The 15,381-nt window shown below is 65.7% G+C and carries 10 protein-coding genes; 6 read left to right on the forward strand and 4 right to left on the reverse strand.

What is annotated here, in order from left to right; all coding sequences use genetic code 11:
- Positions 1-96: 96 nt before the first annotated feature.
- The gene (locus ISP25_RS13000; protein ID WP_404614431.1) at positions 97-915 is read right to left on the reverse strand and encodes an AraC family transcriptional regulator; all 819 of its coding nucleotides are present in this window, start codon (positions 913-915) and stop codon (positions 97-99) included.
- Between the two features lie 167 nt (positions 916-1,082).
- Here ISP25_RS13000 and ISP25_RS13005 point away from each other — a divergent pair, with 167 nt between their 5' ends.
- The 5 genes from ISP25_RS13005 (at position 1,083) to ISP25_RS13025 (ending at position 6,225) form a co-directional block, all read left to right on the forward strand.
- Positions 1,083-1,331 (forward strand): hypothetical protein, encoded by a 249-nt coding sequence (locus tag ISP25_RS13005; RefSeq protein WP_404614433.1) that lies wholly within the window; start codon positions 1,083-1,085, stop codon positions 1,329-1,331.
- Between the two features lie 74 nt (positions 1,332-1,405).
- Positions 1,406-1,864 (forward strand): MarR family transcriptional regulator, encoded by a 459-nt coding sequence (locus ISP25_RS13010; protein ID WP_192155992.1) that lies wholly within the window; start codon positions 1,406-1,408, stop codon positions 1,862-1,864.
- 23 nt (positions 1,865-1,887) lie between these two features.
- On the forward strand, positions 1,888-3,360 hold the full coding sequence (locus ISP25_RS13015; RefSeq protein ID WP_404614435.1) for an efflux transporter outer membrane subunit: 1,473 nt from the start codon (positions 1,888-1,890) through the stop codon (positions 3,358-3,360).
- 9 nt (positions 3,361-3,369) lie between these two features.
- Positions 3,370-4,551 carry an HlyD family secretion protein gene (locus ISP25_RS13020; protein ID WP_404614437.1) on the forward strand — a complete coding sequence of 394 codons (1,182 nt, stop codon included), beginning with the start codon at positions 3,370-3,372 and terminating at the stop codon, positions 4,549-4,551.
- 144 nt (positions 4,552-4,695) lie between these two features.
- Complete coding sequence (locus ISP25_RS13025) at positions 4,696-6,225, forward strand: DHA2 family efflux MFS transporter permease subunit (protein ID WP_192155996.1); 1,530 nt, start codon at positions 4,696-4,698, stop codon at positions 6,223-6,225.
- An 82-nt stretch (positions 6,226-6,307) separates the two neighbouring features.
- Here ISP25_RS13025 and galA read toward each other — a convergent pair whose 3' ends face one another.
- A complete protein-coding gene (gene galA, locus ISP25_RS13030; protein WP_404614439.1) occupies positions 6,308-8,851 on the reverse strand; it encodes a beta-galactosidase GalA in 2,544 nt (847 codons plus the stop codon).
- Between the two features lie 192 nt (positions 8,852-9,043).
- On the opposite strand from galA, the gene ISP25_RS13035 reads away from it, so the two are divergent.
- Positions 9,044-10,456, forward strand: coding sequence for a serine hydrolase domain-containing protein (locus ISP25_RS13035; RefSeq protein ID WP_404614441.1), 1,413 nt, complete (start codon positions 9,044-9,046; stop codon positions 10,454-10,456).
- Positions 10,457-10,507: 51 nt separating this feature from the next.
- Here ISP25_RS13035 and ISP25_RS13040 read toward each other — a convergent pair whose 3' ends face one another.
- Both ISP25_RS13040 and ISP25_RS13045 read right to left on the reverse strand, forming a co-directional pair.
- A complete protein-coding gene (locus tag ISP25_RS13040) occupies positions 10,508-11,365 on the reverse strand; it encodes a DUF817 domain-containing protein (protein WP_404614443.1) in 858 nt (285 codons plus the stop codon).
- A gap of 180 nt (positions 11,366-11,545) precedes the next feature.
- Positions 11,546-14,719 (reverse strand): efflux RND transporter permease subunit, encoded by a 3,174-nt coding sequence (locus ISP25_RS13045; protein WP_404614445.1) that lies wholly within the window; start codon positions 14,717-14,719, stop codon positions 11,546-11,548.
- Positions 14,720-15,381 lie beyond the last annotated feature (662 nt).

Below are 15,381 nucleotides of genomic sequence, written 5' to 3' on the forward strand. Positions count from 1 at the left end.
GGCGATAGATGCGACTGATGTGCCGGGAAGCGTGGCCGCATGGGTTTCGCGTTCGGGCAGCGCCCTGGTCATCTGCCCGCGATGGATGAGTGTGCCTCAACCGGCCAGCGTCATTGCGCGCTCGAAGTAGCGGGCCGGCGATTGCCCATAGGCACGCCGGAACATCGCGATGAAGGCGCTGGTGCTGGCGTAGCCGGTGGCCTCGGCCACCTGCGCCACCGGCATGCCTTCAGCCAGCCGTTCCAGCGCGCTGCCCAGCCGTGCCTGCTGCCGCCATTGCGCGAAGCTGAGCGCGGTCTCGTGGCGGAACAGCCGGCTGAGGCTGCGCACCGACAGGCCTGCGTGCCCGGCCCAGGATTCCAGGCTGCGGTTGTCCTGCGGCGCCTGCAGCACCGCATGGGCGATGCGCAGCAGGCGGCGGTCGACCGGCATCGGCAGGTGCAGCGCTTCCTGCGGGGCGCGTCGCAGTTCGTCCAGCAACACTGCGCACACACGCTCTTGTTCCGGTTCCAGCCGTTCGGCGAACACCCAGTTGCTGGCGCGTCGCACCAGCGCATGCAGCAGTTCGCTGCTGCCGATCACGCACGGGCGCTCGGGCAGGCCGGCGCAGGCATCGGGCGCAAGGAACACGCCCCAGCCGCTCATCGGTCCGCTCACGCTGACCGTGTGCAGTTCGCCCGGCGGCATCCAGCCCGCGCGGTGCGGCGGCAGCCGCCACGAACCGTGGCGGCTGCGCACATGCACCAGGCCGCTTTCGATGCAGTAGACCTGCCCGCGCACATGGCGGTGCCAGTCGTGCGTGCGGGTTTCGCCGCGCCGCTCGCTGGCTGCCTCGCCTTCGTCCCAGTAGGCGATCACGGCGGGGCCATCGGCGCGCTCGATGCGGTCGTGCAGCTGTTCGTGCCAGGTGCCCATGTCCGATTCTCGCTATTTGTTGACCAAATAACGTTATCAGTTCGCAGGCCTGCGTGCGTAAGCTGGCGGGCGCCGCCAGCGCCTGCCGCTGGCTTGCGTCGCCGCTGCCGTCGCTCGCGGTTCCCCACCTCCCTGTCGCCACCCGGCGCCCTACCGGAGAAACCCGCATGTCCACGTCCACGCTGTCTGTCGCTGCCCCGTTCCGTTCGCCGCTGGAAACCTTCGTCGCCTGCGCCCACGAAATGCTCGATCCAGCCACACCCGAAGCCGTGCGCCGCCGCGCCGAACCCCGCCTGCTGGCCGTGCTCCCCATGCTGCAGGCCCTGGGCGTCTTCGAGCTGTTCACTCTTCGCGATACCGCCCTGCGCCGGCTGGTGCAGGACGAGCTGGAGGCGCGACGGACGGGCCACGGTTAAATTTTGCCGAAACAAAATTGGCCTTACACATATTTGCCTTGACAAATACTCTCGCGGCAATAGAATGCGCGTCTGTGAACACCGAATCGACCACCATCGCCCCTCTCCGCGAAAGCCTCGGCGTGCTGCTGGGCCTCGTGCGCGCCGAACTGGTACGTGCCATGGAGGCGGAAATCGCCACCAAGGGTCTGGATCTGAAATTCACCCAGTTCCTGATACTGAAGCGGCTGGCCCTGCTGGGGCCGATGAGCGCCACCGAACTGGCCCGCGCAGTGGAACTGGATGGCGGCGCGATGACGCGCCAGCTCGATCAGCTCGAGCGCAAGGGGTACCTGCGCCGTTGCCCGCACGAACAGGACCGGCGCGCACTGCGCATCGAACTGACCACCGAAGGCAACGCGCTGTGGCAACACCTCACCAGCTGCAACGATCGGGTGCTGGCCGCGGCGCAGGCTTCGCTGAGCGTAGACGAGCGCGCGCAGCTGCACGATTACCTGGAACGCGTGCTTAGCGCGCTCCGCACCAAGAACTGACTTTCCAACGAGACCGAAAGCTCATGCGCCTGCATCTCCTTGCGGCAGCGGTCGGACTGACCATCGCACTGGCCGGCTGCGCCAGCAGCGGCGGCCTGCATCCAGACGGCACGCCGATCGACCCGTCCTCGCTGAAGACCACGCAAAGCCTGGCGAACGTGCCGGCCAATGCGACCTGGCCGTCCGCCGACTGGTGGACGGGTCTCGGCGATCCCCAGCTCGACGCCCTGATCACCGAAGCGCTGGCCGACAATCCCTCGCTGGCGGTGGCCGATGCCCGTGCGCACCAGGCGCAGGCCGTGGCAGGCGCGAGCGACGCCGCGCGCCAACCCACCTTCAACGTGGGCGGCAGCGTGGCCGACGCGCGCATCCCCACGACTCTGCCGGGGCTGGGCAACGGCCACCTGACGCCGGCCCGCTACGTTTACGGGAGCTTCAACTGGGACATCGACCTGTGGGGCGGCAAGCGCGCCGCCTGGGAAGCGGCGGTGGGCCAGGCCCGCGCCGCCGAGGTCGAGGCCCGCGCCGCGCGCGTGGAGCTCTCCACCAATCTGGCCCGTGCCTACGTGCAACTGGGCTACGCCTATACCCAGCAGGATCTGGCCAAGGCCGAGCTGCAGCGCGCCGATGCCGCGCACCGGCTCACCGCGCAGCGTGTGGCCGCCGGCATCGACAATCAGATGCAGCTGAAGCAGGGCGATGCCGAAGTGGCGAGCGCGCAGGAGCAGCTGGCCGTGGCCGCCCGCGCGATCGATTCCGCGCAATCGGCGCTCTCGGTGCTGCTGGGCAAGGGCCCGGACCGCGGCCGCGAGATCGGCCGCCCGCACCTGCTGTCGCCCGCCAAGCTCGCCGTGCCGGCCAACCTGCCGGTGGACCTGGTGGGCCATCGCGCCGACCTGGTCGCCGCGCGCTGGCACGTGGAAGCCGCCGGCAAGGACATCAAGGCCGCCAAGACCCAGTTCCTGCCCAACCTCAACCTGGGCGCGATGGTCGGTCTGATCTCGATGGGCGAGGCCAGCCTGTTCCAGCTGCCGGCACGCTTCTACGATGTGGCGCCGGCGGTGAGCATGCCGATCTTCGACGGCGGCCGCTTGCGTGCGAACCTGTCCGGCAAGGACGCGCAGTACGAACTCGCTGTGGCCCAGTACAACCAGACCCTGGTACGCGCCATCAACGATGTCGCCGACGATGTCGACGCCCTGCAGTCGCTGCAGCAGCAGGCCGAAGCGCAGCAACGCGCGCTGACCGCGGCGCAGGACGCCGAGCAGCTCGCCGAGCAGCGCTACAAGGCCGGCGTGGGCAGCTACCTGGAAACGCTCACCGTGCGCCAGCAACTGCTCGTGGCCGAGCAACGCATGGCCACGCTGAAGGCACAACAAAGCGACCAGTCCGTGCAACTGATCCTCGCGCTCGGCGGTGGCTACCGCCCCGGTGCGGATCAGTCGCCGCCGACGTCGAACACCCCCGATTCCCCCGCATCCGAACAGCATCACTGAGGCAGACCCATGTCCAGCCAGAATCCCACCGCGGCCCCTGCGCCGCAGAACAACAAGCGCGGCTTCCTGCTGCGCGCGCTCGCCGTGGTCGTGGTGCTTGCCGCGATCGCCTGGGCCGTGTGGTACTTCCTTGACGGCCGCTGGTACGAAGGCACCGACGATGCCTACGTGAGCGGCAACGTGGTGCAGATCACGCCGCAGATCCCCGGCACCGTGGTCACCATCGGCGCCGACGACGGCGACTTGGTGAAGCAGGGCGACGTGCTGGTGAAGCTCGACAAGTCCAACGCCGACGTGGCGCTGGCCAGCGCCAAGGCCAACCTCGCGGCCACCGTGCGCAAGGTGCGCGGCCTGTACAGCGCGGTCAGCGGCGCCGAGGCCAGCGTGGCGGTGCAGAAGGTGGCGGTGCAGAAGGCGCAGGCCGACTACGACCGCCGCGTGGCACTGGCGAAGACCGGCGCGATCTCCGCCGAGGAGCTGTCGCACGTGCGCGACGCGCTGACCGCCGCACAGAGCGCGCTGATCACCTCCGAGCAGCAGCTCCAGACCAACAAGGTGCTGGTGGACGACACCGTGGTCGCCTCGCACCCCGACGTGCAGGCCGCGGCCGCGCAGTTGCGCTCCGCCTACCTCGACGATCTGCGCACCACCATCGTGGCCCCGGTGACCGGCTACGTGGCGATGCGCTCGGTGCAGCTGGGCCAGCGCATCGCGCCCGGCACGCCGCTGATGGCCGTGGTGCCGCTGCACCAAGTGTGGATCGACGCCAACTTCAAGGAAACCCAGCTCACCCACATGCGCATCGGCCAGACGGTGGAGATCACCTCCGACGTGTACGGCGGCTCGGTGAAGTACGACGGCAAGGTGGAAAGCCTGGGTATCGGCACCGGCAGCGCGTTCTCGCTGCTACCCGCGCAGAACGCCACCGGCAACTGGATCAAGATCGTGCAGCGCATCCCGGCACGCGTGGTCTTCACCGACCCTGCCCAGCTGGACAAGCATCCGCTGCGCATCGGCATGTCGTTGGACGTGGCGGTGAACCTGCACGACCAGAACGGCCCGATGCTGGCGCAGCAACCGCCGACGCAGCCAGCCTTCAGCACCGACGTGTATGAGCAGCAGGCGGCCAAGGCCGACGCGCTGATCAGCGAGATCATCCACGCCAACATGGCGGGTGGCAGCGGCAAGTAAGCATCAGGCCCCTCTCTTCCTGGAGAGGGGCCGGAAGAGGGTTCTGCGAACCGGTGACGCCACGCTCGCCCGTACCCTCTTCCGTCCTTCGGGCACCCTCTCCAGGGAGAGGGAACCTGTTGAATCCATCACCGGCACGGTTCCATGAGCACCCATTTCCGTCCACCGAATCTCGCCGTCACCACGATCGGATTGTCGCTGGCCACCTTCATGCAGGTGCTGGACACGACCATCGCGAACGTGTCGTTGCCGACCATCGCCGGCAACCTCGGCGTGAGCAACGACCAGAGCACCTGGGTCATCACCTCGTTCGCGGTGAGCATGGCGATCGCGCTGCCGCTGACCGGCTTCCTCACCCGCCGTTTCGGCGAGGTGAAGCTGTTCGTGTGGTGCACCCTGCTGTTCTCGTTCACCTCGTTCATGTGCGGCGTGTCGCAGAGCATGGGCATGCTGCTGCTGTTCCGCGCACTGCAGGGTGCGGTGGCCGGGCCGATGTATCCGATCACGCAGAGTCTGCTGATCGGTACCTATCCGAACGAGAAACGCGGCATGGCGCTGGCGCTGCTGTCGATGGTGACCGTGGTGGCGCCGATCGCCGGCCCGATCCTGGGCGGCTGGATCACCGACAACTATTCGTGGCCGTGGATCTTCTTCATCAACGTGCCGATCGGCATCTTCGCCAGCGTGGTGGTAGCGAACCAGTTGCGCGGCAAGACGGAGCGGCTGGAACGCCCGCGGGTGGACTATGTGGGCCTGGTCACGCTGATCGTCGGCGTGGGCGCGCTGCAGATCGTGCTGGACAAGGGCAACGACGAGGACTGGTTCAACTCGCAGTTCATCGTGATCACCAGCATCGTGTCTGCGGTCGCGCTGGCGGTATTCCTGATCTGGGAGCTCACCGACAAGGATCCGATCGTCGACCTCAAGCTGTTCCGCCATCGCAACTTCACCGCCGGCACGCTGGCGCTGATCCTGGCCTACGCCGCGTTCTTCTCGATCTCGCTGCTGGTGCCGCTGTGGCTGCAGCAGAACCTGGGCTACACCTCCACCTGGGCAGGTTTCGCCACCGCGCCGCTGGGCATCATCCCGGTGCTGCTGACCTTCTTCGTGGGCAAGTACGCCATGCGCACCGACCTGCGCATGCTGGCCGCCGCCTCGTTCGTGGTGATGGGCGCCACCTGCTTCATGCGCTCCAGCTTCTACCTGCAGATCGACTTCTACCATGTGGCGATCGTGCAGTTGTGGCAGGGCCTGGGCGTGGCGCTGTTCTTCATGCCCACGTTGACTATCCTGCTGTCCGACCTGCAGACCAACGAGATCGCCGCGGGTTCGGGCCTGGCCACCTTCTTGCGCACCCTGGGCGGCAGCTTCGCCGCCTCGATCACCACGTTGATGTGGACGCGTCGCGCGGTCAGTCACCACGAGCAGCTCGCCGAGCAGATCAACCCGTTCAATCCGGCTGCGCAGACAGCGCTGCAACAGTACGGCCACGGCAGCCTGCAACGCGGCGCCAGCGCGCTCAACGGCATCATCACGCAGCAGGGCTTCCAGATCGCATTCAACGAGATCCTGCACGCGCTGGGCTGGATCTTCCTCAGCCTGATCGTGGTGATCTGGCTGGCCAAGCCGCCATTCACGCCGAAGGCCGGCGCATCGAGCAGCGGCGGACACTGACGGCGCAGGTCGCCGGCTTCGGTCCGGCCACGTCGGATGGGCTGCCATTCCTGATAGCGGAATGGCGCGCCCGGCTTTCAGGTTAGGCGACGACCCGCCGCGGCGCCGCCCTCTTCGTCGCGATGGTCAGTGATGCGGGCGTAAGCGCTTCGGCGGCCGGGCTTTCCTCGACGGCCTCGATGCGGATCGAGCCGGCATCGGTCGCCGACTGCACGATGACCTGCGCCAAGCCGTTGAACAGCGATCGCCTCGGTTCCTTGTCGCTTTCGTGGCAATTGGGGTCGCCGTTGCCCACGCCGATCAGCTTGCCCGCGCCGGAAATGCGGAAGGCGATTTTGTTGTTCGCCGTCGGCACCGGGCGCCCATGTTCGTCGAGCACGTCGACCGTGATCATGGCCACGTCCTGCCCATCGGCATCGATCTCCGGACGATCGGCGGTGAGTCGCAGCTTGCGCGCCGCTCCGGTGGTTTCGCGGCGCTCCACCAATACGGTCCGGCCGTCTCTGCGGCCGCGTGCCTCGATCGCGCCGGGAGCGTAGGCGACCTTCCATTGCACGTGGCCGAAGCGAGGCACCTGCTGGATGCCCAGGCTCTTGCCGTTGAGCAGCAGCTCGACTTCGTCCAGGTTGCTGTAGACCCACACCGCGATTTCCTGGCCCTCCCTGCCCTGCCAGTTCCAGTGCGGGAATACGTGCAGGCTGGGCGCCTTCGTCCACCAGGCCTTGTAGTAGTAGTAATAGTCCTTGGGGAAGCCGCACAGGTCGACGATGCCGAACTGCGAGCTCACGGAAGGCCAGCCGTACGGGGTCGGCTCGCCGCGATAGTCGAAGCCCGTCCAGGCAAACCCGCCGGCCAGCCAGTCGCGCGTGCCGTAGAAGCTCCACCATTGCTCCGGCGTTTCGCCCCATTCGACCACGCCGTCGTAGCTGTTGACCGTGTTCTTCTTCGGATCGGTCGCGTATTCGCCGCGCGTGGCGATGGCGCTGGAGGTCTCCGAACCGTACACCGCACGCTTGGGATGCTCCCGGTGGAACACATCCGGATACTTCAGGTTGTAGTTGAAGCCGATCACGTCGAGTGCGTCCGACACGCCTTGCTCGTTGTTGCCGTTGACCGCCGCCGACACGACACGGGTGGGATCGAGTTCGTGGCAGCGCTCGACCATCGCTGCGCCGATGCGTTCGCCCTGCTGTTCCAGCGCACCCTTCTGTAGGCGCCATTCCTCGTTGCCGATCGACCAGAGGATGACCGATGGCGAGTTGCGGTAGCGCTTCACCATGGTCTCGAGCTGCTGCATGCCGCTGGGGCTGGAACTCATATGACGCGTCTCGCACATCATCATCATGCCCATGCGGTCGCAGGCGGCCACCCATTCGGGCGTCGGCATGTTGTGCGAGGTGCGCACGGCATTGCAGCCCATGCCCTGCAGCACGCCGACGCGGAACGATTGCAGCCGGTCCGGCAAAGCCGCGCCCACGCCCGCATGGTCCTGGTGGTTGCAGGTGCCCTGGATCTTCAGCGGCTTGCCGTTGAGGAAGAAGCCGCGGTCGGGGTCGAAGCTCGCCGTGCGTATGCCGAACGGAAACTGCTCGGCGTCGCGCGTCGCGCCGTCGACGACCAGCTTGACCAGGGCCGTGTAGAGATGCGGCTCATCGGGCGACCAGAGCTGCGGCGCATCGATGTGCGCCGTCGTCCTGCAGTCCGTCGATGCGCCGGACGCAACGGCCTGCGCAGGCGTCGTCGCCTGTGCGATCACGCGGCCAGAGGCGTCGGTGATGCTCCATTCCAGCGACGCCTGCACCGCATGTCCGCTTTCGTTCTCGACGATGCCGGCCAGTTCGAGACTGGCCGCGTCGCCTTCGACGGCCGACCGCACCACGCTTTCCCAGCGGCCGAGATGCACCGGGTCCATCTTGGTCAACCAGACATGGCGGTAGATGCCGGCGCCCTCGTAGAACCAGCCGTCGCCGAAGCTGGCATCAACGCGTAGGGCGACGACGTTGCTGCCGCCGTAATTGAGGAAATCGGTGAGGTCGAAGCGGAACGGCGTGTAGCCGTCGTCATGCCGGCCGATGAAGCAGCCGTTGACGAACAGCACGATGTCGCGCATCGCGCCATCGAACTCGATCCAGATGCGGCGACCACGATCGCTCGCAGGGATCTCGAACGTGCGCCGGTACCAGCCCACGCTGGTCGCTGGATAGCGGCGCCCGAGCGGCTTGTACCCGTGCGAGGTCAACCTTGTGTCGTCATCGCCGGTGTCGTCGTGGACGGGCGGCAGTTCCACGGCCCAGTCGTGCGGAAGATCCAGCGCGCGCCAGCCGGCGGCGTCGAAATCCGTGGTGGCGATCTTGAAGTCACCCGTCTTGGAAAAATCGCCTTGACCGAACCCGTAGCCGAAGTCCTTGGTGGGATCGTCGCCGTTGCCGAACGCGAAACGCCAGTCGAAATCGAGCAGCCACTGCTCGCGCGGCGCCACGGGCGACTCGCCGCCATGCGCAGGAAGCAACGACTTTCCCGCAGGCCCGCTGCCGATGCCGGCAGCCCACAAGGCGCGCGGCAACAGGCAGGATCCCGCCAATCCGATGCCTGAAAGGATGAAAGTGCGGCGCGTAGTATCGACCATGGGATTCGGTTCCGGGCAACCTGCGATTCCACGAAAGCTACTCGTTGCAGCGACAATTTCCAAGGTTGTTTGGCGAATTTGTAGTATTTCCGGCATGGACCGGAATGTGGATGGCCGGATGGCGATCGGCACGCGGATCGACGATGGGGCGGTGCTATGGTGTGCGCCTCTTTACAAGCGCCGAGGCCATCCATGCGAACGATTCCGGGATTTGTCCGTCTGCTCTGCCTGACCGCGCTGCTGGCATCGTCCGGCGCATCGGTGTTTGCGCAGGATGCCTTGCCTGCCGACCTGTCCGCGAAGATCGACAAGGTTGCCAGCGATGCACTGGCCAAATCGGGCGTACCCAGCGCTTCGGTCGCGGTGGTGCGCGATGGCAAGATCGTCTACGCCAAGGCCTATGGCGACGCGCGCCTCGATCCGAAGACGCCGGCCACGTCCGCGATGCGCTACAGCGTCGGTTCGATCAGCAAGGAATTCACCGCAGGTGCGATCCTGCTGCTGCAGCAGGAAGGCAAGCTCAGCCTGGACGACAAGGTCGCGAAGTTCTTCCCCGATCTCACCGATGCCGATCACATCACGATACGCCAGATCCTTTCGCACACGGCCGGTTACCAGGACTACTGGCCGCAGGATTACCTGATGCCGGCGATGCGCCAACCGACCACGCCGGCGCAGATCATGGCCGGCTGGGCGAAGAAACCGCTGGATTTCGCGCCGGGTACGCAGTGGCAGTACAGCAACACCGGCTACGTGGTTGCCGGCGCCATCGTGCGGAAGGTCAGCGGCCAGGATCCGTTCGCCTTCCTGCAGCAGCATGTGTTCCCGGCGCTCGGCATCACCGATGCGTACGACACCGACCTGCATGCGCTGCCGGCGGCCGACGCGCGCGGCTATTCGCGCTACGCGCTGGGACCGCTGCGTCCCTCGCCGAAGGAAGGCGTGCACTGGATGTTCGCCGCGGGCGAACTCGCGATGACGGCGAGCGATCTCGCCAAGTGGGACATCGCGATGATCGACCAGAAGGTACTGTCGCCGGCGTCGTGGCAGGCGATGCAGACGGACGTTCTACTCAACAGCGGACTGAGCTCGGGCTACGGCCTCGGCGTATTCATCGGCCGCCTGGACAGCCACCGCATGATCTCGCACGACGGCGAGGTCATGGGCTTCACTGCCGGCAATTACATCTTCCCCGACGACCGCACGGCCGTCGTGGTGCTGACCAACCAGGATGCGGTGGGCGCCTTCGGCACCATCGGCGTCGGCGTCGCCAAGGCCATGTTCGAAGTGCACGATGCCGCTTCGACAAAAGCGCTCGCACAAGCCGAGACGATCTTCGATGGCCTGCAGCACGGCAAGATCGACCGCAGCCTGTTCAGCCCCAACGGCAACAGCTATTTCGACGCCACGGCGCTGAAGGATTACCAGTCCAGCCTCGCACCGCTGGGCAAGCCTACGGCGTTCACCCTGCGCGCCACGCGCCTGCGCGGCGGCATGCAGATGCGCGCCTACATTGTGGAGTTCTCCAAGACGAAGCTTTCCGTCTCCACCTACATGCTGCCGGATGGCAAGCTCGAGCAGTACATCGTGGCGTCTACAGACTGACGGCGACGCGGAAAAAGCGGGGCCGGGATGCATTGCGCGTCCCGGCCCTTTTCATTTCTTCTGCGCGGACCGGTTCATCGCCACCGTGCTCACCATCACATAGCTGATGATCATCAGCAGGAACCACGCGCCGAGTTTCGAGAGCGGCACCATGACCCAGCCCTGGTGTTGCGCCGGGTAGCGCCAGGCGGCGGTGAACGTCCCGATGTTCTCCGCGATCCAGATGAATAGAGCCACCAGCCCGAATCCCAGCAGCAGGGGCATGCGCCGGTGCACGTGGCGTATGCGGAAATGGACCCATGTCCTTCCGAACAGCAGCGCCACAGCAGCGAACAGCGGCACACGCACGTCCGGCAAGAAATGGTGCGTGAAGAAATTCGCGTAGATCCCCGCTGCCAGCCACATCGTCCAGGCCAAGGGCGGATGCCGGGTGAAGCGGAAATCGAACAGACGCGATGCGCGGGCGATGTAGCTGCCAATCGAGCCGTACATGAAGCCCGTGAACAACGGCACGCCACCGATATGCAACAAGGCGTGCCCTGGATAGACCCACGATCCGACTGCGGTCTTGAATACCTCCATCGCTGTGCCGACCAGATGGAACAACAGGATCACCTTCGCTTCCTCGACTGTTTCCAGCCGCGTCACCAGCAACAGGCACTGGATGGCCAGTGCCGCCAGCGTGAGGATGTCGTAGCGCGCAAGCACAAAGTGCTGCGGATAAAAGGCCCAGGTGAGCCCGAGCAGCAGCACCATACAGCCGCCGAACAGACAGGCAGAGGCCTGCTTGGCGCCAAAGCAAACGAATTCATGCAGTACGGACGCCCAGCATCCCCGCGATTCCGCCCAGGCACCGACGCGACCATCCAGCTGCAGTGCAGCGGAGGCCAGGTTGAAAGAGATGCCCATCGTCGGCTCCCGTGCGCGGCACAGCAGGCAGCCTGACGAATTCAGATAGCCATACCGATGCAGGGCATGGCAAACACGTGGCGAAGCGGCATCATTCTTCGGCCCGAGACAGCATCGCGTGGGGCGAGCAGCTTGCCGGCATCTGGTTAAAGCGCGATGCGACCATCGCAGGGATGCGGTTTACTTCGGCAATGCCGGTATCTGCTTCGCCACCTGCTTCTGCCGGCGGATCTCCTCGCGCAGCGCCTTGCGCCTGGCCTTGCGCTCGCGGCGGTCGTGCTGCCACAGGTACATCGCCGGGGTGCTGAGCAGGGTCAGCAGCTGCGACACGAACAGGCCACCAAGGATGGCGATGCCCAGCGGCTGGCGCATTTCCGAGCCGATACCGAAGCCGATGGCCAGCGGCAGCGCAGCGCCCATCGCCACCAGGGTGGTCATGGTGATCGGACGGAAGCGCACCAGCGCGGCCTCGCGGATCGCTTCGGGCGGCGTCTTGCCGTGCTCGCGTTCGGCGACGAGGGCGAAGTCCACCATCAGGATGGCGTTCTTCTTCACGATGCCGATCAGCATCAGTACCGCGATCACCGACATCACGGTGAGCTGGGTATGCGTCAGCAACATGGCGAGGAAGGCGCCCATGCCGGCGGCGGGCAGGGTGGAGAGGATGGTGAGCGGGTGGATCAGGCTTTCGTACAGGATGCCCAGCACCACGTACATCGCGGCGATCACCGCGACCAGCAGGAACAACACGTCGCTGAGCGCTTCGAGCAGGTTCTGGTTGTCGCCGGTGTACTTCTTCTGCACGCCGTCCGGCAGGTTGGCGGCGTAGATCGCCTGGTCCACCAGCTTCATGCCATCGATCTGGGTCACGCCCTTGGCGAGGTTGTAGCTGATCGCGGACGATTCGATCTGGTTGAAATGGCTGATGGTGAGCGGCGCGGTGATCGGCTTGATGTGCGCGATGGCGGACAGCGGGATCATCTTGTTCTGCGCGTTGCGCACGTAAGTGTTGAGCAGCGCGTCGGGGCTGAGCGAGTCGGCCTTGTCCGAGGTGAGCACCACGGAGTACTGGCTGATGTCGGAATAAATCGTCGATACCGGCGTCTGTCCGAAGGATTTGTTCAGCGCGTCGTCCACCTCGCCCATGCTGATTTGCAGGCGCGATGCCGCGTTGCGGTTCACCTCCAGCATCTGCTGCTTGCCGATGGTGTCGTAGCTGGTGGTGACGTCGCGGAACTGCTTCATGCCGCGCATCACCCTCGCCACGGCTTGCGTGGGCTGCTGCAACGGCAGGCCGTTGTTGCTGCTGAGCTGGAACGTGTACTGCGGACCGCTGCTTTTCCCGCCGCCACCGCCGCCCAGGAACTGCACCGGCGTCACCGACACCTCCATGTCGGCCAGGCTCTTGAACTTCGCGGCCAGCCTGTCCGCCACCTGCTGCGCGGTGTCGTGACGATTGTTCTTGCCGTCGCCGTGCGGCTTGAGGTCGATGAACAAGGTGGACGTGTTGCCGACGGAGCCCGGGTTGTTGTTGCCGCCAAGGATGGTGGTGGCATCGAGTACGGCAGGTTCGGAGAGTACCGTGTCGATGATGTCCTGCGTGCGTTTTGCCAACTGTGTGGGCGAAACGTTGGCGTCGGCTGAGACCTGGGCCTGCAGCAGGCCGATGTCCTCTTTGGGCATGAAGCCGCCGCCGGCGGTCATGCCCACCAGCACGGCCAGTACGATGGTGAGTATCAGCAGGATGGGCGGCTGCCAGCGCATCAGGCGGCGATGCTTCATCGCCCAGTCCAGCCCGCGTTCGTACAGGCGCAGGAACGACTGGTCGAAACGCTCTGCCCATTGCTCCATGCGGCCCGGCTTGCGCGCCGGGGTGTCGTGCTCGTGCGCCAGCCAGTGCCCGCACAGCGCGGGGGTGAGCGTAAGCGACACCAGCGCGGAGATCACGATGGTGGCGATCAGCGTCACCGAGAACTCGCGCATCAACATGATGAACATGTTGTTGCCGAACACCATCGGCCCGAACACCGCGATCAGCGACAGCGTGATCGAGATCACCGTGAAGCCGATCTCGCGCACGCCGGTGAACGCGGCCTCCAGCGGCGACATGCCCTGCTCCATGTGGCGTACGATGTTCTCGATCACCACGATGGCGTCGTCCACCACGAAGCCCACGCACAGCACCAGCGCCACCAGCGACAGCGTGTTGAGCGTGAAGCCCATCGTCCACATCAGCACGAAGGCGCCGGCCAGCGACAGCGGCACGCTGAACATGGCGATCACCGTGGGCCGTGCGCGACGCAGGAACACCAGCATCACCAGCGCCACCATCACCACGCTCAGCACCAGTGCCACCTCGACCTCATGCAAGGCGGTCTTGGTGGTGTTGGTGAGGTCGAAGATCGGGCGAATCTGCACGTCCGCCGGCATCAGCGCATGCAGTTCGGGCAGACGGGCGAGGATGGCCTCCACCGTGGCCACCGAGTTCGCCTCGGGCCGCTTGCTGATCTGCAGCAGCACAGCGGGCTGCCTGTTGAACCAGTTCGCGGCGTACTGGTCCTGCTGGCCGCCGGTGATGGTCGCCACGTCGGCCAGATGGATCGGCACGCCGCCATGGCTGGCGACGATCAATTTGGCGAAATCGTCCACGGTGTGCAGCGAGTCGTTCATGCTCACGGCGAACTGCGTGGTGCCGTTGCTGAGCGCCCCCTGCGGCGCGGTGACATTGGCCGCCGTCAAGGCGTTGGATATGTCGTTCGCGGTGATGCCGACGTGCGCCATCGCATTCGAATGCAGCGCCACGCGCACCGCATGCGGCGAACCGCCCACCTGCACCTGCGCCACGCCAGGCACCTGCGCCACCGCCGGTTGCAGCAGCGTGTCGGTGAGATCGTAGAGCTTGTCCGCCGACATGCTGGCGGACGTCACCGCGATCAGCAGGATGGGGATCTGCGACGTATCGGCTTTGAAGTACTGCGGCGGCGAAATGCCGGTGGGCAGGTCGGGCATGGCCGCATTGATCGCCTGCTGCACGTCGCGCGCGGCTTCGTCCGAATTGCGGCTCATGTCGAACTGGATCTGGATCTGCGAACCGCCTTCGCTGGAGTCGGACGACATCTGCTTGATGCCGGGGATGCGGCCCAGATGCCGTTCCAGCGGCGCTGTCACCGTGTTCGCCATGGTCTGCGCGCTGGCGCCGCTATCCGTCGCTATTACCCCTACGAAGGGGAACTCGATCGACGGCAACGCCGCCACGCCCAGCAACAGATAGGCCCAGAGACCGGCAATGGCCAAGCCGATCGCCAGAAGCGATGTGCCGACGGGTCGGCGGATCATTGGGGCGAAGATGTTCACGTGTCCTCCGTGGCGCGCAGCATAGCGGGTGACCCTGCGCGGCATGCAGTGACAAGAGTCAGTTCCCGATGTTGCGCCCTTTATGACGCGGCTTGCGCGGCGATGTATGTGCCTGAAGACGGGCCCCTGCCGAAAGGCAGGGGATGCCGTTCATGGATATATCGCCAGCGGCGAAGCGGTTTCGTGTCGCCGCTGCGGCCGAGCCAAGCCAAACCGGCACAAGGCGTCCGTGGTTTGGCTCCTCATCACGGCGCAGGCCGGACCAAATATGCAGGGCACGGAACGCCCGCAGGGCGACCCGAAGGAGCGAGCGTAGCGAATCATCCAGTAGCGACTACGCTTGTCCAAACTCTACCGTCACTGGATGACCAGCTTCGCTGTTGTGAAGCTCCTCCGGCCTGCGCCGGAATGACGAGCGCGTGGGGTCTTCGTTTCGGGTGGATCTTCAGTTTCCAGATACGGTGCGGCGTGGCCGTCTCGTCAATCGCCTAGGCGGGGAGGATTCCGAAATCCTCGACACGGCCTGCTCGTAGTTCAGGTGGACTGAATCAGGCCGTTTCTCTTGGCTACTACTCTTTGCCCCGGGCATTCCCGGATCGAGTCCGCGACAGGCTAGGCCCTCCGTCCTTCCGCCGGCTTCGCCGTTCGCCACTGCTCCTGCG

It is taken from the genome of Rhodanobacter hydrolyticus (assembly GCF_044904645.1).